Consider the following 25,708-nt stretch of genomic DNA (forward strand, 5'->3'; position numbering starts at 1 on the left):
CACAATCTCCATCCAGACATTATTTTTTTACGAAGGGAAGTTTAACGACCTGAGCTTTGAGCAGTTTGTCCCGAACCTTCACGAACAGTTCAGAACCAAGTTTGCTGAAGGCAACCGGTACATAACCCAGACCGATACCTTTGCCGAGCGTGGGCGATTGGGTGCCGGAGGTAACTTCACCGATTTTAGTGCCGTCGGCATCCGTCAGCTCATAATGGCCCCGCGGAATACCCCGGTCAATCATTTCAAAACCGACTAGCTTGCGCTCAACGCCCTGCTCTTTCTGCTGCTTCAGGCGATCGGCGTCGATGAAATCATGGGTGAATTTGGTGACCCAGCCCAGGCCCGCTTCCAGGGGGGAGGTCTCATCGGTGATGTCGTTGCCGTAAAGGTTATAGCCCATTTCGAGCCGAAGCGTATCGCGGGCTCCTAAACCAATAGGTTTGATCCCGTAGGGTTTTCCGGCTTCCATGATGGCGTTCCAGACGCCCTCGGCCTGATGGTTCGACACGTAAATCTCGAAACCGCCCGCGCCGGTATAGCCCGTTGCCGAAACAATTACGTTGGCGTAGCCGGCAAAATCAGTTTTTTCGAACGTATAATACGTCATTTCCAGATCGGCGGGCGTGAGCGATTCGAGCGCTTTAGCAGCCAGTGGCCCCTGCACAGCAAATAGACACATACCGTCGGAGATGTTGACCATGTCAACGCCCTGGGTGTTGTGCTCACTGATCCAATTCCAGTCCTTCTCGATATTCGACGCGTTGACGACGAGCATGTACTCGACTTCGCTGATCCGATACACGAGCAGATCATCGACGATGCCGCCCCGACCGTTGGGCAGGTAGCTGTACTGCACCTTGCCGTCGAACAGCGTACTGGCGTCATTGGCCGATACGCGCTGAATCAGATCCAGTGCTCCTTCGCCTTTGAGGATGAACTCGCCCATGTGCGACACGTCGAAAATACCGACGGCGTTACGGACGGTGTTGTGTTCGTCGAGGTCGGATGAGTAGCGAACAGGCATTTCGAAGCCCGCGAACGGCACGATCTTGGCGCCTGACTGCTGATGAATGTGATGGAGAGGGACTTGCTTGAGCGACATCTGCGCGGAGGTTATCCGGCAAATTTACCGAAAATCGCGGAGAAAGTGCGGTTAGGCACAAGTGTGTATTGACACAGTCCAGGCTGGGAAGTCGCCTGTTAAGCTGAAGGCTATGCTGAGTTGGTTTATTTCTTGGGCGTATGTTTATACTTATCTAGCGTTCGATACCGCATATAACCGGCAATGCTTACGCCGATAATGAATATGATCAGCATTAACGGGAACCCCAACATGGCTAATAAGGCTTACGTTAACAGATGTTTTAGAGTCGCTACTGCGTCGTCAGAAAGACTATGAGCCAGGCTAATTTGCTTTAGCAGAACTTCCTGAATAAGTAAACGGTCGCTCCGGCCAAACATAAAACTGTCTGGACACCCTTTACGTTAAAAAAACCCGTTCACCATGCAAACATCATTGCAGAGCGAAATTTATGGGTAACGTATACCAAACCCGAACTGCCCTGCCACGATGTACGCCCGGTTTCCAGTGCCCGTTGGTAGCTTTTACTATCGGCAATGCTTCTTGGTCGGTTAAATTATTGATGAGCTGCATTTGGTATACAGAAAAGGAGCATTTGGCTTGAGCCAAGCCCGACAATAGACTTAATCTGGCCGATGGCTTAATGATAACCGGTCAACTTCGGCGGCTACCAGCGCTTCCAGTTGCTCCTCGGTGGCACCGTCGGCTACGATCTTGACACCCACCGAGCGCGGCACATCGCGTCGAAATTGCAAGGCTGTTTCCAGCGTAAACGCAGCTTGAAGGGTACCAGTTGCGTTTTTCAGAAAGTCAGCACCGGCATCAGCAGCGAGTTTGATCAGTCTGTTGATCTGGTCTGAATCGAGCAGGGTTGATTCGAGGATGACCGTAAGCAGTTTTTCCTGCGCATGGGCAAGGGCCACGAGTTTCGCCAGTTCAATCTTGAGCCAGCCCGACGAGGACGAAAACAAAGCCGACGTGTTGACAACAACCTCAATCTCGCTGGCTCCGTCTTTCAGTGCCAGTTCAAGTTCCAGTTGTTTAGCTTCGGTGCGCTGGTAACCGTATGGATAGCCTATGACTGTGGCAAGCACGGCGGGGTGCTTATCGCCGAGTTCGCGCCGGAACTTGCGAACCCAGAACGGCGCTACGGTCATGCCCGCCAGGCTAAGCTGCGTTACCTCATCCAGCACTTCATACTGCTCACTGATCGTTACGCCGGGGTGCAGCAGTGTCCGTTCGATATAGGGGAAAAGATGATTCATGCTGACAGTACCGGAATTGCCGGTAGGCAGTAAAACAAAACGAGTGAATGAGTTCTGTCCGAAGACTACTCATTCACTCGTTTTATTGTTTGGGCGCTGGCTCTAATTGAAGTATTTCAGCTTCACAACCTCTTTAGGGTCAAGGAAGCGCCACTTGCCGCGCGGCAGATCTTTCTTAGTCAGACCGGCGTAGGTCGTGCGGTCGAGCTTGGTTACCTCATAACCGAGGTGCTCAAAAATCCGACGTACAATCCGGTTCCGGCCCGAGTGTATTTCGATGCCAATTACGTGGGCGTCGGGCGTAACGATGCTCAGCGCGTCGGGTTTGATGGGACCGTCTTCCAGCTCCAGCCCTTTCTGAATGGCTTCAAAGTGCTCGTCCGTGATGGGCTTATCCAGCTCCACCTGGTAGATTTTGCGAATGTTGTTCGACGGGTGCGTCAGCTTATCGGCCAATTCGCCGTCGTTTGTCAGTAACAGCAAACCCGTGGTGTTCCGGTCCAGACGACCCACCGGATACATCCGGAAGTTGCCCGCATCAGCCACCAGTTCCATCACTGTTTTACGTTCTTCCGGGTCTTCGGTGGTGGTGATATAATCTTTCGGCTTGTTCAGCAGAACATACACAAACCGCTCCGGATTAAGCACCTTGGTGCCGTACTTCACCGTGTCGCCTTCTTTGACCTTGAAGCCCATCTCCGTGACAACTTTTCCGTTGACGGAAATATCACCCCGCGCAATCAGTTCATCGGCTTCCCGGCGCGAACACACGCCCGAGTTGGCGATGTAGCGATTCAGACGGGTTAAACCACTCTGATCTTCAGACGCCGTGCGATTCGGCTTATCATCCTGCCGTGACTGTGGTTTACGACGATCATCGTTATCATGCCGCCGTTCAAACGGTTTCTGCTCCAGATTATAATTGGGCGCTTTACTATACTGGCCCGTGCGCCGGTCACCCGATTCTTTACGCTGTTCGCTCGAAAACCGGGAAGGTTCGGCGTTCCGGTTTGTATCCCGGTTGTCGTTACGTCGGTTGTCGCGGTTAAAGCGGTCGCCGTTGTTCCGTTCGTCGGCTTCCCGATTAAAACCACCTACGCGCTTAAAGGGCTTATCGTCCCGGCTGAACCGGGGTTTATCCTCGCGGTTGAAGCGGGGACGCTGGTCAGGGTTGGTATCCCGGTCGCGGTTAGAGCGTGGCCGGTTGTTGTCGTTATTGCGGTCGTCCCGATTGAAACGTGGTCGTGATTCCGAACTGCTGTTGCGGTCGTCGCGGCTGAAGCGCGGGCGGTCACTGCGGTCATTGTCACGTGCCCCTCCGCTGTTGCGGTCGTCCCGATTAAAGCGAGGCCGGTCGCTATCCGGCCGATCCGAAAACCGCCGTTCGCTGCCGAACCGGTCATCGCGGTTGACCCGCGGCCGGTCATTTTCTTTACGGTCGGTGTTCCGGTCGCGGTCGCCAAACCGACGCTCATTGCCGAACCGGTCGTTGTTGCGCTCAAAGCGGGGAGCGTCACCGCTCCGGCGTGGCCGATCGTTGCCAGAACGGTCCTCGCGATTAAAGCGGGGCCGCTCATTGTTCCGATCGTCGCGGTTGAACCGAGGGCGCGATTCCGAGTCGCTAGAACGGTTGTCGCGGTCGCCCCGGTTAAACCAGGTGCGCTGGTCAGAGTTGGTATCCCGGTCGCGGTTGGAGCGTGGCCGGTTGTTGTCGTTATTGCGGTCGTCCCGATTGAAACGTGGTCGTGATTCCGAACTGCTGTTGCGGTCGTCGCGGTTGAAGCGCGGGCGGTCACTGCGGTCATTGTCACGTGCCCCTCCGCTGTTGCGGTCGTCGCGGTTAAAACGAGGCCGGTCGCTGTCCGGCCGATCGCGGTTGAAACGGGGCCGCTCGTCGCTGCGGTCATCCCCGCTACGGCTAAACCGGGGGCTTTGCCCGCCATCGCGCGGGTCATTGGTGCGGTCGTCATCCCGACGGCCGAAGGAACGATCGCCCCGGCGTACTGGTTCGCCGTCGCGGTTCTGTTCTGAATCCTGATTCATGGAAAAATACAGTAAATCGTACTGTTGTGCTTAATCGATAGGCTGATAATCAGCGGTCAGGCTGAAGCGTAATCAAAAAGGGACGCAAAGTTAGGGCTTTTCGCCAGTAACTATATCCTGTCTGTCTGAGCTACAACGCATTTTCGTAAAAAAACAATCCACGGACGCAAGAAGTCTGCATAAAAACGTTTAGGGGGTAGGGTGCTGACGGTCGGTGCCGGATTGGCATTGACCGTCAGCATTTGCTCTACCGTGGTCCTTACTCCTGCTGCACCCTATGCCTCGCCCAACTTTAACTCCTCTTTACAAGCCTGACCAGCGCACCGTCGACCAATCCATTCTGAAACAGTACATGAACTGGCTGTTTATCAAAAAAGGATTGTATTTCCGGGATTACGACGATCTGTGGGACTGGTCGGTAACGGATCTGGAAGATTTCTGGGAGAGTATATATCAGTTTTTCGATGTTCAGAGCCATACGCCTTATCATGAGGTTGTGCTGAAACCTAACCGGAGCGAAATGATCGGCACGGAATGGTTTACGGGCGCTACGCTCAACTACGCCGAGTATCTGTTCCGGCACAAAAACGACCAGCGGGCGGCCCTGCTGTTTGCCTCCGAGCGGCAGCGGCTGGTGGCTATCTCCTGGGATACGCTGGAACGGCAGGTGGCAGCCGTGGCGACCTATCTGCGGCAGCAGGGCGTGGGTGTGGGTGACCGGGTTGTATCGGTACTGCCGAACATTCCGCAGGCTGTAGTGGCGTTTCTGGCCACCAACGCCATTGGCGCGGTATGGTCGAGCTGTTCGCCTGATTTTGGTACGGCCAGTATTGTTGACCGCTTTCAGCAGATTGAACCCAAGGTACTGATTGCGGCCGATGGCTATACGTATAATGGCAAACCCATTGATAAGACGGAGGCCATGCGGGAGCTGCGTGTCAGTCTGCCCACGCTGCAGCGGGTCATCTGGGTGCCGTATCTGGATGCCAGCAGCAAGCTCGAACGGGCAACGCTCTGGAAAGACGTGCTGGACACACCCGCGCCCGATGGACTGGAGTTTGAGCCGGTGCCGTTTGAACACCCCATCTGGGTGCTTTATTCATCGGGAACAACCGGCAAGCCTAAAGCCATTACGCACAGCGTTGGCGGCTGTCTGCTTGAACACCTCAAAGTGCTGGCCCTGCACCAGGATGTTCACGTAGGGGAGCGGTACTTCTGGTATTCCACTACCGGCTGGATGATGTGGAACTTCGCCGTTGGGTCCCTGCTTGTCGGCGCTACGCTTGTACTCTACGATGGAGCCGCCGGCTATCCTGATCTGAATGTGCTCTGGAAACTGGCCGAAGACGCCCGGATTGCGCATTTCGGGGGCGGAGCTGCTTTCTATCTGGCCTGCCTGCGCGAGGGGCTACAACCCGGTGGCAGCTATAAACTAACGCACCTGCGTTCAATCGGCTCCACGGGGTCACCTCTGCCGCCCGAAGGGTTCCGGTGGATTTACGATGCGGTCAAGCCGAATGTCTGGCTGATTTCATTCAGTGGCGGCACGGACGTATGCAGCGGGTTTGTGGGCGGCAACCCGATGCTGCCGGTTTATGAGGGGGAGATTCAGTGCCGGCTGCTGGGCAGTAAAGTTGAAGCCTTCGATGAGAACGCGAAGCCGGTGCGGGGCGAACTGGGCGAAATGGTCATTCTGGAGCCGATGCCGTCCATGCCAATTTATTTCTGGAACGATCCCAATAATGAACGTTACCGGAAGAGCTATTTCACCGAATACCCCGGCATTTGGCGGCACGGCGATTATATCCAAATCACTGAGCGGAACGGGGTGATCATCTCGGGACGCTCGGATGCTACGCTCAACCGCGATGGCGTCCGGATCGGGACGAGTGAAATTTACAGCGCCGTCGAGAGTCTCCCCGAGATTGCCGATAGCCTGATTGTGGGGCTGGAGCAGCCGGGTGGTCGCTATTTTATGCCCCTGTTTGTGGTCCTGCGCGAAGGTTTTACGCTCAGTGACGAATTAATTACCCGAATCAAGCAAACCCTACGCAGTCGGTTTAGTCCGCGTCACGTGCCGGACGCTGTTTACCCAATCGGTGAGGTGCCTTATACCATCAGTGGGAAGAAACTGGAAACGCCGGTCAAAAAAATCCTGTCTGGTATGGACGCATCACTGGCAACCAGCAAAGACACGTTGCGTAATCCGGCATCGCTGGATCAGTTCACCGGATTTATAATCTCAAGATAAGGGCTGGCAATGCCAACTGACAACCCGTTGGGGACATAGGAAGGTAGCGAAATAAGGAAGTCAGAAGAAACGACAGGACTGAACACCGGTTGGAATTGGCCGTTAGCTGGTGGCGTTTTGAGGTTACTTGTTTTTTTGTGCCATATAGAAAATTCTGGTAAACATTTCGCTATATTCCAAACGTTTAGGAAGATAATAGTGGACGAGTTAAGGAAGGGGAAAAAGCGAATGGAAGTAGGACAGGACTTCAACCATGAACCGGGTGGGCAAAAAGGCACCAGAGGCCGGATTCACAATGATAAAGCAACGGTTCGGTTGCCCATGCTATTGGGCATTACGCTGGCTGGGGGCATGCTCATCGGTGCTACGTTTTTCGGCGGAGCCAAGAGCCTGAACACCATCGGGCGGGGCTACACCAAGTACCGCGAAATCCTGCAGCTGATCGAGAATAATTATGTCGATACGGTCAACACCGATGAACTGGTCGACTACTCCATCGAGAAAATGCTCGAAAAGCTTGATCCCCATACGGCCTACATGAACCCGCAGGACGCAGTGGCCGCCCGCGCCCAGTTGGAGGGCGGCTTCGACGGAATTGGGGTCGAGTTCAACATCTATAAAGACACGGTTTACGTCGTTACGCCGATTTCGGGCGGTCCCTCCGAAACGGCCGGGATAATGAGTGGCGATAAGATCATTAAAGTCGACAACACGCCCCTGGCGGGTAGTAATATTGAGAATAGTACCGTTTTTAAAGCCCTGCGCGGCAAACGTGGCACGGACGTAAAGCTGACGATCCTACGTAAAGGCGAGAAAGAACCGAAGGTGTTTACCATCACCCGCGACCGGATTCCGACCTACTCCGTTGATGCGGCCTACATGGTTGATGCCAAAACGGGGTACCTCAAGATTAACCGGTTCTCGGAAACGACCTACGACGAGTTTAAAACGGCGCTGGCCTCGCTGAAGGCACAGGGTATGACCCAACTGCTGATGGATCTGCGTAACAACCCTGGTGGCTACATGGATCGCGCGACGAGCATTGCCGACGAGTTTATTGCAGGTAACAAACTGCTGGTCTACACCGACGGGAAAGACAACCGCTACGACCGTCAGACTTTCGCCCGCATCGCCGGTCAGTTTGAAGAAGGCCCGTTGGTTGTGCTGGTTGATGAAGGCAGCGCATCGGCCTCCGAGATTGTAGCGGGCGCATTGCAGGACCACGACCGCGCCCTGATTGTGGGTCGCCGGTCGTTTGGAAAAGGGCTGGTGCAGATGCCGGTGCAGCTATCTGATGGTTCTGAACTTCGGCTGACCATCTCACGCTATTATACGCCAAGCGGTCGGAGCATTCAGAAACCGTATCTGCCTGGGAAAGAAGGCGATTATGAGAAAGACCTCGAACTGCGCTCCAAACGTGGTGAGTATTACATTGCCGATTCAATCAAGAATGATCCATCCAAGCGGTTCAAGACGGAACATGGCCGGGTCGTCTATGGCGGTGGTGGTATTACGCCGGACTATTTTATTCCGCGCGATTCTTCCTGGCAGACGAACTACCTGGTGCAGCTGTACGGCAAGAACATCATCCGTGAGTTCGCGATTGAGTACACGAATGATAACCGGAAAAAGCTGGAGAAACTGCCCTTTGCCGAATTTGACAAAGCCGTTTTGATTGATGACGAGCAGATGGTCCGACTGGTGAAAGGCGCCAGTGCGGAAGGCATTAAGTTTAACGAAAAGGAATATAGTCGCTCGAAAAACTATATCCGGACTCAGATCAAAGCGCTGGTAGCCCGGTATATCTACCAGAAGGGTAACAAGGGGGGATTGAATAATGAGTACTTTAAAGTAATGGGCGAAGCGGATGACACCTATCAAAAGGCCTTAAAGCTCTTCGATCGGGCTACCAAGCTCGAACACGGTATGTTTACCTACAACCAGCCCGAACGTAAGTAGCAGAATCAGATAAAAGCGAAAGGCAGCTCCCGATGAGCTGCCTTTCGCTTTTTATTTAAAGACCTCTGTTTTTTTGCTGAATTGGTAGGCAAAACCCAGGAAAGACTGCAGGTTGCCGACCTTAAAATCCTTGCGGGAATAAGGTGCAATTTCGAATGCTACGCGTAGATTAGGCATAAACGGAATAGGCTTGACCCGAACCCCTACGTGCAGAGAGTAACCTTCGAGCACATCGCGATTATCCAATCCGTTAAGTGGGTTGAAGCGAACGCCCAGGCCAGTGTAATAATTGACCTGATCACGGCGAACCACGTTAACCATCGGGCAAAGCGTGGTACTCAGTGAGCCAAACAGTGTATTAGTCTGCACGCGGGCGTCGAGCCAGAGGGCCCGGTCGGCGTTGGTACTGACCGTAACGAGACTGCTGAATGGATAATAAGCGACTGAGGCCTGACCGAAGGCAGATACGGCGCTGCCGAGAAGCAGCATGAGTAGGACATGTTTCATGCCCGCAAAACAACAACTTTCCAGGTATAAACAAAGCTCACCGAGCCCTAAACTGACCGTCTGGCTCTGCCGGATCAGGTACTGAATACGTAGTACAACGAAGTTTAGCGAAGCACGGTCAGGCTGCCTCGGTACGTGCCAGGCTGGTCAGTCAGCCGAATTTGGTATGTGTAAACGCCCCGTTCTACCGGTTTTCCCTGATGGGTGCCATCCCAGGGCTGGGCATAGCCAGTTGAATGGAATAAAACGCTTCCCCAGCGGTCAAATATAGTTACCTCGCAGGTTGGCAGGGTGATGACGCCTTTGAGCTCCCAGGTATCGTTGAGGCCGTCGCCATTGGGCGAGAACGCACTCGGTATGTGCACACCTCCCAGTACCGTAACGGGCACCTCGGCGGTAGCCGTGCAACCGGCGGGCGTTGTTACCCGCAGCACATAGGTTTGTGACTGCTGTGGACTGGCTCCGGGCCGTAGAACATAGGCATTGCTTAATCCGTTGGAGGGCGACCAGACAGCTGTTGCAAGGGGCTCGCTGGACGACGCTGCCAGAACAACGGTATCTCCTCGCCGGAGATTGATTCCGGTAGGTACGGTTAACCGGACGGGTTGCTGGACAATTGCTGTTCGCCTGGCGGAAAACCGACACCCGGCCGCATCCGTACCGCTGTACGTCAGGACATACTGCCCAACTCCGGCTATGGCTGGGTCGAACCGGGTTCCCGTTACGCCGGGACCAGTGAACTGGCCACCCAACGGACTGGCGGTCAGCATTATTGGGCTGATATTTGGTTCACAAATGGGTAACAGCGAATCGAACCGTACGGTCGTCGCGGTCGACCGAATGACCTGTACAGGCTGCGAAACGGTATCGCGGGCGCAGCCTCCGGTCGCGCTCTTGACCACGGTGTAAAGGCCGGGGACGCTGGCTGTAAACGTAGCCGACGTAGCGTTGGGCAGGTTGGCCCGATCACGCTGCCACTGATAGGTGTAATCGGTACCGGGCGGCACGGCCAGCGTCGCTGAATCGGTATCGCATAACGTAACGGTTTCTACAGGCTGGCCGCTGCGGGTTATAACCGGTGGGGACAGGAGCGTTTTGGAGCAGTCGGTCACTAAAAGCTGGAATTCCCGGCGGGCTACACCAATCGGATGCCCGTTGCGCGATTCCGTCACCTCCACCGCGAAGGCAAACAGCCCAGTTTGTCCGGCTGTAAGGCTCAGTATGCCGGTGTTTGGATCGATACGCAGTGGGGCCGGACCGGGTATAACGGCACCATCGCTGAAGCCATCCTGCCAGACAACGGTTGGGTAGGAGGAACGGGAAATAACTGTACCGCGTCGCTGGGCAGGGTTGGTATAGCCCGCCCAGGGCGTCACGAGCCGGTAGGTTAGCTGGTCGCCGTCGCTGTCCTGAGCGCTGAAATTAAGCTGATACGCCTGGTTCAGACAAACGTAATCCCCTGCGGCCAGCGTAAAGTTCGGGCTGGAGTTAGGCGTTTCGCCCGTTGGGGGCGGGAACTGAAGATAGAGTACAAAACCGGTTTGCGCTGGGTTACGGATGTTCATTACGCTCCCATTTCGGCAGCAACGCTCCCAGACAAGGTAATAGCCTTCCGGATCTGTATAGCGACTGTCGAACTGAAACAGGCTGTCAAATCGAACCTCAACCGTTTGCAGCCGATTGGCCCTGGCGCAGGCCGGGTTCTGGTACGTAACGGGTTGTTTATGGGTCTGCCGAAGCAGGATAGAGTTCATGAAGGTGTTGGTCCGCCGACTGAAAACAAACACCTCCTGCTGCGCGTCATTGCTATAATCGCCGGTGTTGTTCGTCTCATTCCAGTATTGGTTCATGGTAATACGAAACAAACCCGGTTTGCCCAGATAGGTCATAGTCAGGTCACCCCCGACGAGGTGGTCAGCCCGTAGGGGAGATGGTGCCGCCAGCGCTAGCCAGCCGCCAATCAGATACCATAGTCGTTTAGCCATGACGCCCGACAGTCGCAACGAATACGAAGTTACAACGACGGCGGAAAAACTGATTCAGAATGGGTTAATGCTTTTTTAACGGTCGATTTAAGGTTCGTAAACGGCTAGTCCTAAAATCGTCCGGTTCCATCCGGCGTCGTTCCCACTAAAAAAGATTGCAGGGTCTTCTGGTTTAAAATCTGACGGATCGGCTTCGGATATTTCATAAAATCAGACACATGGTTGAGCATGTTAACATAAAAAGAGCCCCTACGTTTCCGCAGAGGCTCTATATCAAAATTATTAAGGCTATCTGTTAACCAACGCTGCCCTCCAGACTGATCGCCAGCAGTTTCTGAGCTTCCACAGCAAACTCCATCGGCAACTGGTTCAAAACTTCCTTGGCATAGCCGTTAATGATCAGGGCAACGGCCTGTTCGGTCGGAATACCCCGCTGGTTGCAGTAGAACAACTGGTCTTCGCCAATCTTCGAGGTAGTGGCTTCGTGCTCAACCGTAGCCGAGGGGTTGTTTACCTCCAGGTACGGGAAAGTATGCGCACCGCATTTATCCCCCAGCAGCAGCGAATCACACTGTGAGTAGTTACGGGCGTTTTCGGCCCGTTTCAGCACCTGGACCAGCCCCCGGTAGGAGTTCTGGCTTTTGCCCGCCGAAATGCCTTTCGACACGATCCGGCTCTTGGTGTTTTTTCCAATGTGCACCATCTTGGTGCCCGTATCGGCCTGCTGCATATTGTTCGTAACCGCTACTGAATAGAACTCGCCAATGGAATTGTCGCCTTTCAGAATAACCGAAGGATACTTCCACGTAATGGCCGAACCGGTTTCGACCTGCGTCCACGAAATCTTGGCGTTCGGACCGTCGCAGATACCGCGCTTGGTTACGAAGTTGTAAATACCGCCCTTGCCGTCTTTGTCGCCGGGATACCAGTTCTGTACCGTCGAGTATTTGATCTCGGCGTTGGCGTGGGCAATCAGTTCGACCACGGCTGCGTGGAGCTGGTTCTCGTCGCGCATGGGTGCCGTACAGCCTTCCAGATAGCTGACATACGAGCCTTCGTCGGCAATAATCAGCGTCCGCTCAAACTGACCCGTACCGGCCGCGTTGATCCGGAAATAGGTCGAAAGCTCCATGGGGCAACGAACGCCCTTCGGAATATAGCAGAACGAACCATCGGTAAACACGGCTGCGTTGAGGGCTGCGAAGTAATTATCTTTCGCCGGAACCACCGACCCCATGTATTTCTTCACCAGTTCGGGGTGCTCATGTACGGCCTCCGAAATAGAGCAGAAGATGATGCCGCGTTCAGCAAGGTCTTTTTTGAATGTCGTTGCTACCGAAACCGAGTCCATGACGGCATCGACAGCTACCTGCGGACGTTCGCCCTGCGGTTCATCGACAACACCCGTCAGCCTCTTCTGTTCGCTCAGCGAGATACCGAGCCGGTTAAACGTATCCAGCAGTTCGGGGTCAATTTCGTCCAGGCTGCCAACGGTTTTCTTCTGCTTCGGTGCCGAATAGTATTTAATGGCCTGGTAGTCAATTTTAGGGTATTTGACGTTAGGCCAGTGGGGTTCGATCATTTCCTGCCAGAGCCGGAACGCTTTCAGGCGGTTTTCGAGCAACCACTCAGGTTCGTTTTTCTTAGCGGATATAAACCGAATGGTGCCCTCGTCAAGACCTGCGGGGGCTTCATCGGCCTCAATCAGCGTCTCGAATCCGTATTTATACTCGGAGTTGGTAATACTCTCTAAAATTTCAACGTCCTTGCTCATAGTCAGTTGTCGCGTGGTTTTTTGCACCGTTGCGATATATTTTTAACAATCTGTCGGTATGGTACGTTCCGGGCAGATTGGACAAATATCGGAAACTTTCTGCGATTTTGGATAAAAGGATCGCTATCTGCTCTTGCGTAGGAATATAATGAGCTAAACTAAAAACGGCTACCGATTATGTTGTCGGTAGCCGTTTTTAAATTGGTAAGAGCGATTCTTTATCTGGCCGTTACCCTGATGCTGCTGTAATACAGGGTTGTTAACCCTTCGTATCCCGAGTCTGTGCCAACAACGAGCCAGAGTTCGCCCTGGGCGTTGGTGCGTGCCGTCAGGAGGTTATCGCTATTGCTGCGGGTAATGAGTTTGTAATCGGTTACGTCATCGCCTGCTCCAATGGTACCCAGCAACGTAACATCGCGACCACCCGTAGACTGATTGCCCTTGTCAATGCTGAGTTCATAAAAGCCATTGGTCAACTGCTTTTTCGGTTCGCTGGCCGACGCGCCTGCTTTCAGAAAAACACTGCCACCTGGTGAACCACCAATGCCGACCGAGTTATTGGCGTAGGACGAAGCCAGTTCAATATCGAACAATAATTTATAATCCGTATTGGGCTGCAGACCGGTCAGCTTCCTTTTCAGGAACATAAACACGTCATCGCTGCGGTTCATGCTCGAAAGCATGATGGCTTTACGGCTGGTGTCGAGAGGTTTAGGCAAAGTTGTCCAGGCCGACTGAAACTGAATATCGGCGATCTGCGTGCCATAATCCGTATAATCGGCTTCCCAGCCGTCGCTGTTCTGCTGGAAATTGGACTGGTATAGAACGCCGGGCTGATTTGGCTGTAGTGAAACACTATCGCTGGTGCAGGCGGTGAATACGAACAGGCCTCCCAGGAGAATGAAGGCCAGTAACAACGTTGATTTCATGACTAACTCGATTTGTTTCCTGTATGGACTCGACTCTGTCTGAAAGCGTTGGAACTGCCAGCCAAAAAAATGTTATCGGTAATGGCTCCGGCCTGAGCTATCCAGACCACGCAGGGCCAGATAGAACGCGATAACATACACGAGCTGGTTACCCGCCCCGGCCCAGTCTTCTTTCAGCGTCGTGCCGAACAGCAAAGCGCCAACAACCAGACCGCCCAGAAAATAGCCCCATTTACTAAACTGGCCACCCAGCAGAATTAGTATGCCGCTAGTCAGTTCAACAAAGGGTAATGTATACAGGAACGCAGACGTAAGTAGTTCGGGCAGAATGGTGTTGGCGAAACCAGCCCCCGTTTTGGCCACAAATGTTTTTAACTTGGGCAGGCGCACCAGGCCATGCATCAGCATATTAATGCCCAGCCCGATCCGGATAACGAGCTGGGCCAGTTGATTGGCACTTAGGTTATTCATACAATCATTGGCTTATCGGCAACAGGACGCAGGCCGCTGGTTAATCGGTTTCGTCTCCGGTATCAACTTCTACGTCGCCATTTGCTACGTCTTCTGCCTCCAGCAGGGCGTTACTAACGCCGTTGGCGTCGGTGTCTGAGTCGTTAACTTCCTCTTTGACGGGTTCGGGTCCCTGCGCCCTGACGGGGTTCATGTACTCCACCTGCGACACGCCGTTGTTGGCTTCTTCGCCCTGCGCCAGTTTGGTTAGCACCCCCTGGTTTTCATCTTCAGCAGGGTTATACGCATGATTATTGGTTGAATTCATCGGGTTTTAAAATTAAGGGTTCTACACGCTGCCCGACCGGGTTACGTGGCCGCCTAAGGCGTAATTATCATCCTGATGATGATCGTGTTCGCCGGTAGGGTCGCCGTCTTCATCGGTAGGCTCATCATACAGGCCATTGTCTTCGGTTACGTCGTCCGCTTCATCGGCTTCATCATCTTCCATCGCGGCACCGCTCTGGTTACTGAAATTGTCGGGGTCCAGGCGACCGATGCGTGAGCCAATCAGCTCGACATCGTCGCTGGGGGTTAGGTGATCGATTAAGGTTACCATGATCGTTGAGCGTTTGTCTGTACTAGTAACTCGGTAGAATGACGAAAGGTTAGGCTTATTCAATCCCTGGATTATTAATCCCTTATTCCGTGATTTCATGAGATCGTTTTATCTGATTGCCTGCCTGTTAATTTCGCTGCTGACCAACGCCCAGACGAACCGTGAGCCGTTATTTACGTCCTTCGATGGTACCAAAATTCATTACGACGTCATTGGTGAGGGAAAGCCGGTGGTATTGCTGCATGGCTTCATCACGAATGGCGAAAGCTGGAAGCGGGCTCCCGTGTGGCAGGCGCTGGCCGATGCGGGTTTTCGGGTTGTAACGCTGGATCTCCGTGGCAATGGCCGCTCGGATAAACCCCATTCTGCCGAAGCGTACCGCGACGATGCCGAGCTGAAAGACGTAATGGCACTCATGAAACACCTCGGACTGACCAACTACGACGTCGTGGGGTACTCGCGCGGAGCTATCCTGACTGCCAAACTCCTTACGCTCGACAAGCAGGTTCGTCGGGCCGTAATGGGTGGCATGAGCGCCGATTTTACGGCTCCCGACTGGTACCGACGTAAGAATTTTTTTGAAGCACTGACCAGACCTGGTAGCCATCCTGAGTTGCAGGGCGCTATTGATTACGCGAATAGAACCGGAGCCGATACGGTTGTGCTGGCGCGTTTGCAGGAGTTTCAGCCCACGGCCACCCGCGCCGAACTGGGCAAAATAAAAGTGCCGCTGCTGGTCGTCAATGGCGATCAGGACCGCGATAACGGCGACCCGCAGTCGCTGGTTGATGCCGTGCCCGGCTCGCGGCTGGTTGTTGTGCCGGGCAACCACGGCGCGGCCATGAGTACGCCGGAATTCGCCAAAGCCGTGGTTGAATTCCTTCGGAATTGATGCCCTGTTCTGGAAAAACAGCAGGTGATCGGCTTAATAGCACCGTAACATTAACCAGCCCAATCCGCTCTATCTTTGCCTGAAACTCAACTTCCAATGCATCGCCTGCTCGCCTTCCTCCTGATTGTCTCGCCCCTTTTTGTTAGGGCGCAGATCCCGAAAACAACCCAGCGCCTGACCCTGCCCAACGGCTGGAGTCTGACGCCGGTGGGCAGGTCACTGCCCCTGGGCGATCTGCCGCTGAACCTGGCCGTTTCACCCAACGGGAAACGACTTGCTGTGACCAATAATGGACAAAGCACCCAGTCGATTCAGTTAATCGACGTAGTCAACGAGAAGGTACTGAGCGAAGTCGAAATCAAAAAGTCGTGGGTGGGGCTATGCTTCAGCCCGGACGGCAAGCGGCTGCTGGCTTCGGGCGGCAACGACAACCGGGTGTTAATTTATAACGTAACGGGCGACCAGTTGATCAAAATCGACTCGGTGGTGCTGGGTAAACCCTGGCCTAACCGCCTGTGGGTGGCGGGTATCGAAACGGACCGGACCGGTTCGACCCTCTATGCCGTAACGAAAGATGACAGCACCCTGTACGTCTGCGATCTGGCTTCGAAACAAATCAAAAACCGGATCAAGCTGCCGGCAGAGGGCTACACCTGCCTGCGTCAGCCCGGTACCGATGAGCTGTATATTTCGCTCTGGGGAGCCGAGAAGGTAGTTATCTACGACCCTAAACAGCAGAAACTGACCGGTGAGATCCGGACCGGTAGCCACCCGAACGATATGGTGTTTACGCGCGACCGGAAGTACCTGTTTGTAGCCAATGCAAACGACAACTCCGTATCGGTGATTGATACAAAGACTCGCAGGGTGCTCGAAATCATTACCACCTCGCTGTACCCCAATGCCCTGGCGGGCAGCACGCCCAACGGACTGGCGCTGACGCCCGACGGCGAAACGCTGCTGGTTGCCAATGCAGATAACAACTGCCTGGCGGTGTTCAACGTAGAGAAGCCGGGTCGCAGCCGGTCGCTGGGTTTTATTCCAACGGGCTGGTACCCGACTGCCGTGAAAGTAGTGGGCAAAAAAGTTATGGTTGCCAACGGGAAAGGGTTTTCGTCACAGGCAAACCCGAACGGACCCAATCCTTACAAACGCCGGGAGTCAGGTACGGAATATATTGCGGGCTTATTCAAGGGCACCTTATCGCTGTTTGAGCTACCGAAAGCTACTGACCTGACTAGCTTGTCGAAGCTGGTCTATGAGAATACGCCGTACACTAAGGAGAAAGAAAAACTGGCAGCTGGTGAGGTTAATAACCCGATTCCCAGGGAGGTGGGTGCCAAAAACTCGCCGATCAAATACGTCTTCTACATTATCAAGGAAAACCGGACCTATGACCAGGTCTTTGGGGATATAGCGAGTGGCAATGGCGATACGTCGCTCTGTATCTTTCCAGAGAAAATTACGCCGAATCAGCACGCTCTAGCGCGTGAGTTCGTGCTGTTGGATAACTTCTATGTCGACGCTGAGGTGAGTGCCGATGGTCATAACTGGAGTACGGCCGCTTACGCCACCGATTACGTTGAGAAAGTCTGGCCGACGAGCTATGGTGGGCGGGGTGGTACGTATGATTTTGAGGGTAGCCGCCCGACGGCCTATCCCAAAAAAGGCTTCATCTGGGATTACTGCGAGCGGGCCGGTTTACGTTATCGCAGCTACGGCGAGTTTGAAGCCTATGCAAAACGGAAAGGGTCGGCGCTGGATGGCCGGTTTGCCCCGAACTACCCCGATTATGATTTGAAAATCAAAGATATTGATCGCGTCGAGATCTGGAAAAAAGACATTGACTCGCTGATTGCCAGCAACGCCGTGCCCCATTTCAGTAGCATTCGGCTGGGGAACGACCATACCAGCGGAGCCCGGATTGGAGCCCCCACGCCAGCCGCCCACGTTGCCGACAATGACCTGGCCGTTGGTCGATTCGTCGAGCACCTGTCCAAAAGCTCGATCTGGAAAGAATCGGCGGTGTTTATCCTGGAAGACGATGCCCAGAATGGGGCCGACCATGTCGATGCGCACCGGTCGCCCGCGCTCGTCATCAGTCCCTACACGAAGCGTCGGCACGTCGAGCATTCGATGTATTCAACTTCTGGTATGCTCCGCACGATAGAGCTGATTCTGGGCCTGCCGCCCATGAGCCAGTACGATGCGGCTGCCCTGCCCATGTTTGCCTGCTTTACCAGCACACCTACACTGACGCCCTACACGCATCTCCCGGCAAACGTCGATCTCGAAGCAAAGAATACGGCCATGACCGAATCGGCTAAACAATCGCAGAAAATGGATCTTCGGTACGCCGACAAAATAGACGATCGGCTGTTCAACGAGATTATCTGGAAAGCGGTTAAGGGCGAAAACTCCGTTATGCCCGCACCGAAGCGGGGCGCTTTTGTGATCGTTGCCGCCGACGATGATGACGATGAATAAAGAGTTGCTGGCCGGTAGCCGATGATTTGGTATTGTTGCTGAAAAATCAGCCGCAACGGATTATCTGTTACGGGTTATCTTCCTCTGTCATGATCAAAACTGCGTTTCGGAAAGAAGCCCAGCTGGCAACCACGCTTCAGCAGGGCAGTAAAGGTTTCGATGTTCAGCGCGTACAGGAATGGCTTTGCTTAAACGCGCAGCGATTTCCGAACGTAGCCCTGAACACGACGTTAGACAAAGATTTTGGACCAGCCACCGAGCGGGCCGTGCGGAACTTCGAGCGGGCAATCAAACGGCCCCAGACAGGCAGAGTTACGCCCGACCTGTTTGCCGCGCTGAGTGAACCCTTATCCACCGCTTTCCAGACCGAACCGGCTGCCAGCGACGTGCGAAAGGCCGTTATTCGGATTGCACAGATGCACCTCCGGCAACGATCGGCCGAACTCCACGTGAACGAAGAGCAGACGAACCTGGGGCCCTGGGTGCGGTCGTATTGCGATGGACTGGAAGGCAAACCGTTCAAATGGTGCGTAGGGTTTGTGCAGACCATTCTCGATCAGGCCGCTTCAGGCTTTGGCCGGGCGTTTACGGTCATCATGCCTCATACGCTCAGTTGCGATCAACTGGCTTTGAGCGGTCAGCAGAGCGGGCGGCTCATCGATAACGCAAAACTTCGTAAAGACTCCCGGCTGGCCCGTCCGGGCGACGTGTTTCTGCTTCGTAGCAGCGCAGGGCCTGTCAACGACTGGTTCCACGCCGGACTGATTACGTCCGTGTCGGGTGATGTGCTGGAAACGATAGAAGGAAATACCGATTCGAAAGGGGGCAGCAACGGTACGGCCGTATTTGCCCGCGTACGTAACTTTCAGAAAGCTACGCTGGATGTGTTTTCAATTGAGGGTTTATGAGTGATTTGGGTGGGTTAACGCACTGCGGAATCGCCCAGGCTGCTTCAAAAATTTTAGACTGTTACATCCCAAACCCCTGTTTAATCGTATTTACCCCTGCACGTCGCCAGGCTTAGCAAGTGAACAGGCTACCGGCCGGCACTATGGGTTCTGAAGCCGGAACATCGTCTGGCAGGATTTCCGCGCCGAAACCCGCTGCCCTTAGCAGGGTAATCAATGAAGTTGATTCTACGACTCCAGATGGACATTCGACGCGCAGGACTCGGTCGCAATCGTCCAGATCAAAATTGGCTTGATAGCTGGTGTAGGTACTATGAATCTGATCAATGAGCCGCTTTGCCTGCGTTGGGCTGCGGACATCGGTTTTAAAGACTTCAACCATTGCGCTGCTAGTCTGGACTAAGCTCCGTTAACTGGTCGGAAAAAAGAGAATCTGTGACAAATGTACAAGACCCATTTCAATTAAAAAGGGTGCAAATACGGCAATCTGAAGGGTTGATTGCGGCATTAATTTTGCCTATTTTTAACGTATGAAGCACATATCGATTTTAGTACCTGAAGGCGCTATTTTGGGTAGTCTCGAAGGCTCCCGTCAGCTCTTAACGCAAGTGAATGAGTTTGTCAGAGCCAGGGGAGAGGCTCCCATCTTCGAGGTGCAGTTAGTTGGTCTTTCAAAGGAAACTCTCCTGAGCGGGGGTCTATTTACAGTAAACACCGACCGGCTTCTGTCGGAGGTAGCTAAAACCGACCTGATCATTATTCCCGCTATTGATGGGGAAATCACCCAGGCGTTAGCGGCCAACCGCGATTTTGTTCCGTGGCTGATCAATCAATATAACCTAGGCGCTGAGATTGCCAGCCTGTGTCTGGGCGCTTTTCTGCTGGCTTCGACGGGCTTACTCAAAGGTCGAAAGTGCGCTACGCATTGGATGGCGACGAACAATTTCCGGCAACTGTTTCCGGACGTAAACCTGGTGACCGAAAAGATCATCACCGACGAGCAGGGAATCTACTCCAGCGGAGGAGCGTTTTCCTATCTGAACCTGATTCTTTACCTCATCGAAAAATACGCCGGTCGGGATATGGCAATTCTATCGGCCAAGGTATTTGCTATTGAAATAGAACGGGACAACCAGTTGTCCTTTACCATCTTCCAGGGTCAGAAAGAGCATGAAGATGAGCCCATAAAGAAAGCCCAGGAGTTTATCGAGAAGAATTACCAGGATAAAATCACCGTTGAGCAATTAACCTCTATGCTGGCGCTGAGCCGTCGGAATTTTGAACGCCGGTTTAAAAAGGCTACTGCTAATACGATCGTGGAGTATATACAGCGCGTGAAAATGGAAGCCGCCAAAATCAGTCTGGAGTCATCCCGGGAGAATGTCAACGAGGTGATGTACAAAGTTGGCTATACCGATACCAAGGCTTTCCGCTCTACATTCAAGCGAATCACTGGTTTGTCGCCCGTTGAGTATCGCAACAAGTATAACCGGGAGATGCAGGTATAAGTAAGTCTTAAGGCGTGTTGCTTCTGGCCTAATCTTAGAGGTGAGAAGCAACTGTTTAGGCTGGATTATTCAGGAATAGTTGAAATTTTTCATTGAAATTCAACTGTTTGACGAACTTATCCCATTAATGGTATTAAATTGCATACAAAGTAACATAAAGTATAAAAAAACCCTATGTCAGTACTTTTGCGCAATAACGTTCGTGTGCTGGGAAATGAGAAGGCAGATGAGACGTTGGTGTTTGCTCATGGTTTTGGTAACGACCAACAGGCATGGGCCGAAGTTGTTCCGGCGTTTCTGGATGATTACCGGATTGTGCTGTTCGATTACGTAGGGGCTAACAAGCAAACGGTTCCGTATTTTAATCCTCGTAAGTACAGAAAACTTCAATCGTTTGCCGACGATATCCTGGACATCATTGAGGAGCTTTCCCTGGAAAATATTACTTTTATTGGGCATTCCGTGGGCGGAATGAGTGGAATTCTGGCCGCCATTCAGGAGCCAGCCTGGTTTTCGCGCCTTGTTTTACTGAATGCCTCTCCCCGCTACGTCAACGGAGACGATTACTATGGCGGGTTCAGTCAGGAAGTGCTCAACGAGCTGTTTACCCAGATGGAAAGCAATTTTTATGCCTGGGCCAGCGGGTTTGCCCCGACGATTATGGCTAATCCTGACCGGCCGCAGCTGGCTTCAGCCTATGCCCAGACGCTGTCGGCTATGCGTCCGGATGTTGCGCTTTCTATTGCTAAAATGATCTTTCAGTCAGATCACCGGACTGATGTTGAGCGTGTTAGGCACCCTACTTTGCTCATTCAGGCGAAAGATGACGTAGCCGTTCCGATGGAGGTCTGTTATTACCTGGAAAAACATATTCCGAATGCCGAATTGTCAATCATAGATACGCAGGGCCATCATCCGCACATCAGCGATGCCGACAAGGTCATAAAGGCCATTAAACCGTTTATTAATCTGAACTAATACCGGTGTTGCCGTGCTTATTAGAACGTGATAAGTCGAATGCAGCGGTTCGTCGAATACCTAAGCCTCTGACTTTTTTTCGAAACCCATAATGTTAGACTGTAGAATTCTCGAACGGAATTTTCAGGCAATTTCAGCTAATGAAATTGGGCCAAGGAAGATGGCGGCTTACGCGTCGGAACTGCTTGATTTTTTGCAGGCCAGTTGTTGTTACGTCGTTCAGGAGCGCGACGAATGGACGGCCACTGTGCTTTTTTCGAGCACTAAAGGATCGGTGCAGCCGTTTAATCCGGGTCAGCTGGCCGAGTTAACCCGCTCAAAAGCGTTCTTCTTCGACCAGGCCTTTGTGCCGCGCCGGGCCCTGAAAGCGATTTCGGGTACCTGCTGTCAGATGGCGGGCCTGCGCCTGGACAATTATTCGTTCAGAGGATGGGTTCTGATTGGTTGGCAATCGACCACCGATCACGTGCCGACCGATATTGAAAATGCGTTGTTCCGTTTTGGCGACAAGGTGCTGATCCATTACCTGTCACTGCAGCGGATTGCGATGGAGCAGCAGTACCGGTTTATTTTTTCGGTGGTTCCGCAGGCTGTTGTGCTGGTTAACGAATCAGATGATGTCAGCTGGGTGAACCAGGCCGCCATTCAACTGCTGAACCTGGCCCCCGATGAATTACGGCCCTCGTCCGTTGAGGTATCGACAGGCATGCTGCGGTTACGGGCGCAGGCCCTGAATCAGGATGCGATTAACGAAACTGCCGGCGAGCTGATGAAGAATCCTCACTTCATCACTAAAGAATGGATATGGCGGTTCGATAGTCAGGTGCTGGCTGTGCGCACCCAGCCCATTTTCTCCCCTTACTTTAAAGGGCGGATCTGGTTGTTCAACGACGTTACCGAACTATACACGAAGAGTCAGCAACTGGCGGACGCCAATCAGGAGATTGAAAACCTGATCAGTGTGATCGCGCACGATCTGAAGTCGCCCCTGGCTACGCTCAGTTTCATTTTCAGCTTCCTGCCGATGCATGGCCCGCTCAACGACGAACAGAGCGAAAATATCGGATACGGGCAGAAGACCATCAAGCGCGGCCTGAACCTGATTGACAGCATTGTTTATTTCAATAAGCTCATTACGTCCAACCAGCCCCTGCAGATGACCAGTACAGAGCTGGACGGGCTCCTGACAATTATTGTAGACAGCTTTACGGCGCAGGCCTATCAGAAAGAGATTACGCTGCATATGCAGAAACCCGAACAGCCGGTTCTGCTGCATACCGACCCCGAATCGCTGGTCCGTATTCTGGATAACCTCATCAGTAACGCGCTGAAGTTCTCGCCGTTTGGACGTAATGTGTATGTGGAGGCCGAGTTGACAGATAAGCAGTTAGCCATTGCCGTCCGTGACGAAGGCCCCGGTATCTCACCCGACGATCGGGGAAAGCTGTTCAAGCGTTTTCAGCGTCTGTCGGCCCAGCCAACCAATAATGAAGGCTCCTCGGGGCTTGGTCTGTCCATTGTGAAGGCTCTGGCCGAGAAATTGGGCGCGGCTATTGAAGTAGATAGTACCTTGAATGTGGGTACAACCTTCCGGGTCGTATTTCCGGCGCAGTACGTACAGGTGATTGACCCGGAAACGGTAAATGAACACCTGCTTTAAGTTGTTGAGTATTCCTTCTGGCGGCTTTTTAGAGTGTACCCCAACTGAAGGACCAGTTACCAATTTTGGTTGTATAATGCCCCTGTTTATCACATCTTTAAATTCAGGCAGCAATGGAAATTGCTATTACGTTGGTAACGAACGCGAAGCGGTTTTAATTGACGCCGGCATCTCCTGCCGCGAAACCGAAACGCGAATGCGGAGACTGGGTCTATCGATGGAGACCGTAAAAGCTATTTTCGTTTCCCACGAGCATTCTGACCACATTCGGGGCATTAGTCAACTGGCCAAAAAATATCAGTTTCCTGTATTTATTACCCCCGGTACGCTGCGCTCGTCAGGACTGTCGGAGCTTCGGTTACCCATTCAACCGTTGCGGGGCCATGAGCCCGTCTGGATCGGTGAATTATGCATCACGGCGTTCCCAAAACTGCACGATGCCGCTGACCCGCATAGTTTTCTGATTACCTGCCTGGATACCAGAGTGGGTGTGTTTACGGATATCGGCAGTCCCTGTACGCAACTGATCGATCATTTCAGTCAATGTCACGCTGCGTTTCTGGAAGCTAATTATGATGAGCAGATGCTGGAACGGGGCAGGTATCCTTATTACCTGAAGCATCGGATTCGGGGTGGAAAAGGTCATCTTTCCAACCAGCAGGCCTTGCATCTGCTCAGGACCCATAAGCCGGCTTTTATGAGTCATCTGCTGCTGGCTCACGTGTCTAAAGAGAACAACTGCCCAAACTTGATTCGGGAGCTATTCACACCACATATGGAAAGCACGGAACTTATTGTGGCTTCTCGTTTTGAAGAAACGCCGGTCTATCAGATTGATGCTCCCCGTGTGATCCGGTCGGTAGCCTAGTCTTTACACTTTGCTTTCTGGATACACTTTTTTGTGCTGCGCAACCAGAACGGCGTACTGCTCCGGAGTAAGAATGGCGCGGTAGTCGTGAACTTTCTCGGTTTCGACGGCTATGGCCAGAGTTCGTAACTTCTGCTGATTCATACCCGAAGCCGCTTTCAGTTTCTTTACGCCCTCATTGTATTTCACGGTAGCCTTTGTAATGATCTCTTTGGCTTTGGGAAGCTGCTGATCGGTTAGTTTGAGCCGTTGTTTATCGGCTTTCAGAACCGACTTTATGATCATGCCAACGGTTACGCCATTATTGAGGAAAACGAACTTTTCATTCTCCACCGACTGCGTTTGGGCGAACGTCATCGCCGAAAAGCCAATGACCAGGGTCAGGACGGTAATAAAGGTTCTCATACAGAAACTAGAATTTAGAACGATTGAGTTAAGTTATTACGCAGCTTATGAATCGCGCGCAGGGCATCATTTTCGGACGATAGTTGTAGCGGCCGCCTGCGCCGAAGCCAGGATGGTGAGGTCGGCGATGGTTACGTGGGCGGGTGCCGTTACGGCATAAACAATGGTGTCGGCAATGTCATCGGCGGTCAGGGGCGTAAACCCTTCATACACTTTCGCGGCCCGACCGGCATCACCTTTGAAGCGAACCATTGAAAACTCGGTTTCGACCGCGCCGGGCGCAATATTCGTGACCTTGATCCCATGCTGGGTGAGATCCAGCCGCATGCCGGTACTAAGCGCTTCAACGGCGGCTTTACTGGCGCAGTACACGGCTCCATTGGCGTAGGTCTGCTTGCCTGCAATGGAACTCAGATTAACGATGTGCCCGCGTTTCCGGGCAACCATACCCGGAACCACCGCCTTCGAGACGTACAGCAAACCCTGTACGTTCCCGTCGATCATCTGATCCCAGTCGGCCGGATCGCCATCCTGAAAAGGAGCCATGCCGTGAGCGTTGCCGGCGTTGTTCACTAAAATATCAATGGCCTGCCATTCGGTAGGTAGCGTGCGGATAGCCTGATCTACCTCGTCCCGGTTTCTGACGTCAAAGTTAAGGGTCAGCACCGACGTTTGTTCGCTGAACTGTTCCTCCAGTTCGTCCAGCCGGTCCTGTCGACGACCGCATAGAATCAGGTGGTAATCGAGTTCGGCAAAGGCTTCGGCAGTGGCCCGGCCAATACCGGAGGTGGCGCCGGTGATGAGTGCAATCATAAAAGCAAAACGAGTTGTTGACAGATAGTATTGCCGCAAAGCTAACAGAATCCGGGGCAAATGGCCCGTCGGGTTTCTAGCGTTCTGGCTATACATATTTAATGCAAAACCCAGGTCGAAAGCCGCGACAACGAATTGTTAAAATTGGCCAAAAAATTGTATTTTCATCGTAAAACAAGCGCTTTTAAGTGTGTTCACCGCCTTCGACCGGCCAATCGTACCGTTAAATCAGATTGCATCTGTTGATTAAAACGACGGTGGTCTTCGTGCGTTTATCTCGCTAGTTAACAGCCATTCACAGTCGTTTTTGGATTACTCGATGT

22 protein-coding genes are annotated in these 25,708 nt (G+C 53.0%); 9 read left to right on the top strand and 13 right to left on the bottom strand.

Annotated features, from left to right (window positions below; all coding sequences use genetic code 11):
* Positions 1 to 19 precede the first annotated feature (19 nt).
* The 3 genes from gcvT to HNV11_RS03150 form a co-directional block, all read right to left on the bottom strand.
* Entirely contained in the window at positions 20 to 1,105 is a 1,086-nt protein-coding gene (gene gcvT / locus HNV11_RS03140) for a glycine cleavage system aminomethyltransferase GcvT (RefSeq protein WP_171738269.1), read from the bottom strand.
* 602 nt (positions 1,106 to 1,707) lie between these two features.
* On the bottom strand, positions 1,708 to 2,349 hold the full coding sequence (locus tag HNV11_RS03145; protein WP_171738270.1) for a deoxyribose-phosphate aldolase: 642 nt from the start codon (positions 2,347 to 2,349) through the stop codon (positions 1,708 to 1,710).
* Between the two features lie 102 nt (positions 2,350 to 2,451).
* Positions 2,452 to 4,392: a pseudouridine synthase gene (locus HNV11_RS03150; RefSeq protein WP_171738271.1), complete on the bottom strand. Its 1,941-nt coding sequence runs from the start codon at positions 4,390 to 4,392 to the stop codon at positions 2,452 to 2,454.
* 277 nt (positions 4,393 to 4,669) lie between these two features.
* Between HNV11_RS03150 and HNV11_RS03155 the strand changes: the two genes are divergently transcribed.
* Complete coding sequence (locus tag HNV11_RS03155) at positions 4,670 to 6,643, top strand: acetoacetate--CoA ligase (RefSeq protein WP_171738272.1); 1,974 nt, start codon at positions 4,670 to 4,672, stop codon at positions 6,641 to 6,643.
* A gap of 228 nt (positions 6,644 to 6,871) precedes the next feature.
* Positions 6,872 to 8,602 (top strand): S41 family peptidase, encoded by a 1,731-nt coding sequence (locus tag HNV11_RS03160; RefSeq protein ID WP_171738273.1) that lies wholly within the window; start codon positions 6,872 to 6,874, stop codon positions 8,600 to 8,602.
* Between the two features lie 51 nt (positions 8,603 to 8,653).
* Here HNV11_RS03160 and HNV11_RS03165 read toward each other — a convergent pair whose 3' ends face one another.
* From HNV11_RS03165 to HNV11_RS03195, 7 genes are all read right to left on the bottom strand, one after another.
* Positions 8,654 to 9,109: a hypothetical protein gene (locus HNV11_RS03165; RefSeq protein WP_171738274.1), complete on the bottom strand. Its 456-nt coding sequence runs from the start codon at positions 9,107 to 9,109 to the stop codon at positions 8,654 to 8,656.
* Between the two features lie 104 nt (positions 9,110 to 9,213).
* Positions 9,214 to 11,094 (bottom strand): gliding motility-associated C-terminal domain-containing protein, encoded by a 1,881-nt coding sequence (locus HNV11_RS03170; RefSeq protein WP_171738275.1) that lies wholly within the window; start codon positions 11,092 to 11,094, stop codon positions 9,214 to 9,216.
* A gap of 295 nt (positions 11,095 to 11,389) precedes the next feature.
* A complete protein-coding gene (gene sufB / locus HNV11_RS03175) occupies positions 11,390 to 12,868 on the bottom strand; it encodes a Fe-S cluster assembly protein SufB (RefSeq protein ID WP_171738276.1) in 1,479 nt (492 codons plus the stop codon).
* A gap of 218 nt (positions 12,869 to 13,086) precedes the next feature.
* Positions 13,087 to 13,797 (bottom strand): hypothetical protein, encoded by a 711-nt coding sequence (locus tag HNV11_RS03180; RefSeq protein ID WP_171738277.1) that lies wholly within the window; start codon positions 13,795 to 13,797, stop codon positions 13,087 to 13,089.
* A 72-nt stretch (positions 13,798 to 13,869) separates the two neighbouring features.
* A complete protein-coding gene (locus tag HNV11_RS03185) occupies positions 13,870 to 14,268 on the bottom strand; it encodes a DoxX family protein (RefSeq protein WP_171738278.1) in 399 nt (132 codons plus the stop codon).
* Between the two features lie 40 nt (positions 14,269 to 14,308).
* Positions 14,309 to 14,575: a hypothetical protein gene (locus HNV11_RS03190; protein WP_171738279.1), complete on the bottom strand. Its 267-nt coding sequence runs from the start codon at positions 14,573 to 14,575 to the stop codon at positions 14,309 to 14,311.
* A 21-nt stretch (positions 14,576 to 14,596) separates the two neighbouring features.
* Complete coding sequence (locus HNV11_RS03195) at positions 14,597 to 14,866, bottom strand: hypothetical protein (protein WP_171738280.1); 270 nt, start codon at positions 14,864 to 14,866, stop codon at positions 14,597 to 14,599.
* A gap of 97 nt (positions 14,867 to 14,963) precedes the next feature.
* Between HNV11_RS03195 and HNV11_RS03200 the strand changes: the two genes are divergently transcribed.
* The 3 genes from HNV11_RS03200 (at position 14,964) to HNV11_RS03210 (ending at position 19,153) form a co-directional block, all read left to right on the top strand.
* Complete coding sequence (locus HNV11_RS03200) at positions 14,964 to 15,758, top strand: alpha/beta fold hydrolase (RefSeq protein ID WP_171738281.1); 795 nt, start codon at positions 14,964 to 14,966, stop codon at positions 15,756 to 15,758.
* Positions 15,759 to 15,854: 96 nt separating this feature from the next.
* Positions 15,855 to 18,245: a bifunctional YncE family protein/alkaline phosphatase family protein gene (locus HNV11_RS03205; RefSeq protein ID WP_171738282.1), complete on the top strand. Its 2,391-nt coding sequence runs from the start codon at positions 15,855 to 15,857 to the stop codon at positions 18,243 to 18,245.
* A gap of 89 nt (positions 18,246 to 18,334) precedes the next feature.
* Positions 18,335 to 19,153 (top strand): peptidoglycan-binding domain-containing protein, encoded by an 819-nt coding sequence (locus tag HNV11_RS03210; RefSeq protein ID WP_171738283.1) that lies wholly within the window; start codon positions 18,335 to 18,337, stop codon positions 19,151 to 19,153.
* 112 nt (positions 19,154 to 19,265) lie between these two features.
* Here HNV11_RS03210 and HNV11_RS03215 read toward each other — a convergent pair whose 3' ends face one another.
* A complete protein-coding gene (locus HNV11_RS03215) occupies positions 19,266 to 19,535 on the bottom strand; it encodes a hypothetical protein (protein ID WP_171738284.1) in 270 nt (89 codons plus the stop codon).
* A gap of 148 nt (positions 19,536 to 19,683) precedes the next feature.
* Here HNV11_RS03215 and HNV11_RS03220 point away from each other — a divergent pair, with 148 nt between their 5' ends.
* The 4 genes from HNV11_RS03220 (at position 19,684) to HNV11_RS03235 (ending at position 24,167) form a co-directional block, all read left to right on the top strand.
* The gene (locus HNV11_RS03220) at positions 19,684 to 20,661 is read left to right on the top strand and encodes a GlxA family transcriptional regulator (protein ID WP_171738285.1); all 978 of its coding nucleotides are present in this window, start codon (positions 19,684 to 19,686) and stop codon (positions 20,659 to 20,661) included.
* A gap of 174 nt (positions 20,662 to 20,835) precedes the next feature.
* The gene (locus HNV11_RS03225; protein WP_171738287.1) at positions 20,836 to 21,639 is read left to right on the top strand and encodes an alpha/beta fold hydrolase; all 804 of its coding nucleotides are present in this window, start codon (positions 20,836 to 20,838) and stop codon (positions 21,637 to 21,639) included.
* Between the two features lie 91 nt (positions 21,640 to 21,730).
* A complete protein-coding gene (locus HNV11_RS03230; RefSeq protein ID WP_171738289.1) occupies positions 21,731 to 23,299 on the top strand; it encodes a sensor histidine kinase in 1,569 nt (522 codons plus the stop codon).
* A 76-nt stretch (positions 23,300 to 23,375) separates the two neighbouring features.
* A complete protein-coding gene (locus HNV11_RS03235) occupies positions 23,376 to 24,167 on the top strand; it encodes an MBL fold metallo-hydrolase (protein ID WP_171738291.1) in 792 nt (263 codons plus the stop codon).
* Positions 24,168 to 24,170: 3 nt separating this feature from the next.
* Here the strand turns inward: HNV11_RS03235 and HNV11_RS03240 are convergent, their stop codons facing one another.
* A complete protein-coding gene (locus HNV11_RS03240; RefSeq protein WP_171738293.1) occupies positions 24,171 to 24,572 on the bottom strand; it encodes a hypothetical protein in 402 nt (133 codons plus the stop codon).
* A gap of 66 nt (positions 24,573 to 24,638) precedes the next feature.
* Complete coding sequence (locus HNV11_RS03245) at positions 24,639 to 25,385, bottom strand: SDR family NAD(P)-dependent oxidoreductase (protein ID WP_171738294.1); 747 nt, start codon at positions 25,383 to 25,385, stop codon at positions 24,639 to 24,641.
* Positions 25,386 to 25,708: the final 323 nt, after the last annotated feature.

It is taken from the genome of Spirosoma taeanense, from assembly GCF_013127955.1.
Taxonomy (GTDB): Bacteria; Bacteroidota; Bacteroidia; order Cytophagales; family Spirosomataceae; genus Spirosoma; species Spirosoma taeanense.

What these genes read in the sequence shown, in the direction of transcription:
- gcvT (WP_171738269.1), bottom strand. Translation starts at nt 1,105, where the DNA reads ATGTCGCTCAAGCAAGTCCCTCTCCATCACATTCATCAGCAGTCAGGC.
- HNV11_RS03145 (WP_171738270.1), bottom strand. Translation starts at nt 2,349, where the DNA reads ATGAATCATCTTTTCCCCTATATCGAACGGACACTGCTGCACCCCGGC.
- HNV11_RS03150 (WP_171738271.1), bottom strand. Translation starts at nt 4,392, where the DNA reads ATGAATCAGGATTCAGAACAGAACCGCGACGGCGAACCAGTACGCCGG.
- HNV11_RS03155 (WP_171738272.1), top strand. Translation starts at nt 4,670, where the DNA reads ATGCCTCGCCCAACTTTAACTCCTCTTTACAAGCCTGACCAGCGCACC.
- HNV11_RS03160 (WP_171738273.1), top strand. Translation starts at nt 6,872, where the DNA reads ATGGAAGTAGGACAGGACTTCAACCATGAACCGGGTGGGCAAAAAGGC.
- HNV11_RS03165 (WP_171738274.1), bottom strand. Translation starts at nt 9,109, where the DNA reads ATGAAACATGTCCTACTCATGCTGCTTCTCGGCAGCGCCGTATCTGCC.
- HNV11_RS03170 (WP_171738275.1), bottom strand. Translation starts at nt 11,094, where the DNA reads ATGGCTAAACGACTATGGTATCTGATTGGCGGCTGGCTAGCGCTGGCG.
- sufB (WP_171738276.1), bottom strand. Translation starts at nt 12,868, where the DNA reads ATGAGCAAGGACGTTGAAATTTTAGAGAGTATTACCAACTCCGAGTAT.
- HNV11_RS03180 (WP_171738277.1), bottom strand. Translation starts at nt 13,797, where the DNA reads ATGAAATCAACGTTGTTACTGGCCTTCATTCTCCTGGGAGGCCTGTTC.
- HNV11_RS03185 (WP_171738278.1), bottom strand. Translation starts at nt 14,268, where the DNA reads ATGAATAACCTAAGTGCCAATCAACTGGCCCAGCTCGTTATCCGGATC.
- HNV11_RS03190 (WP_171738279.1), bottom strand. Translation starts at nt 14,575, where the DNA reads ATGAATTCAACCAATAATCATGCGTATAACCCTGCTGAAGATGAAAAC.
- HNV11_RS03195 (WP_171738280.1), bottom strand. Translation starts at nt 14,866, where the DNA reads ATGGTAACCTTAATCGATCACCTAACCCCCAGCGACGATGTCGAGCTG.
- HNV11_RS03200 (WP_171738281.1), top strand. Translation starts at nt 14,964, where the DNA reads ATGAGATCGTTTTATCTGATTGCCTGCCTGTTAATTTCGCTGCTGACC.
- HNV11_RS03205 (WP_171738282.1), top strand. Translation starts at nt 15,855, where the DNA reads ATGCATCGCCTGCTCGCCTTCCTCCTGATTGTCTCGCCCCTTTTTGTT.
- HNV11_RS03210 (WP_171738283.1), top strand. Translation starts at nt 18,335, where the DNA reads ATGATCAAAACTGCGTTTCGGAAAGAAGCCCAGCTGGCAACCACGCTT.
- HNV11_RS03215 (WP_171738284.1), bottom strand. Translation starts at nt 19,535, where the DNA reads ATGGTTGAAGTCTTTAAAACCGATGTCCGCAGCCCAACGCAGGCAAAG.
- HNV11_RS03220 (WP_171738285.1), top strand. Translation starts at nt 19,684, where the DNA reads ATGAAGCACATATCGATTTTAGTACCTGAAGGCGCTATTTTGGGTAGT.
- HNV11_RS03225 (WP_171738287.1), top strand. Translation starts at nt 20,836, where the DNA reads ATGTCAGTACTTTTGCGCAATAACGTTCGTGTGCTGGGAAATGAGAAG.
- HNV11_RS03230 (WP_171738289.1), top strand. Translation starts at nt 21,731, where the DNA reads ATGTTAGACTGTAGAATTCTCGAACGGAATTTTCAGGCAATTTCAGCT.
- HNV11_RS03235 (WP_171738291.1), top strand. Translation starts at nt 23,376, where the DNA reads ATGCCCCTGTTTATCACATCTTTAAATTCAGGCAGCAATGGAAATTGC.
- HNV11_RS03240 (WP_171738293.1), bottom strand. Translation starts at nt 24,572, where the DNA reads ATGAGAACCTTTATTACCGTCCTGACCCTGGTCATTGGCTTTTCGGCG.
- HNV11_RS03245 (WP_171738294.1), bottom strand. Translation starts at nt 25,385, where the DNA reads ATGATTGCACTCATCACCGGCGCCACCTCCGGTATTGGCCGGGCCACT.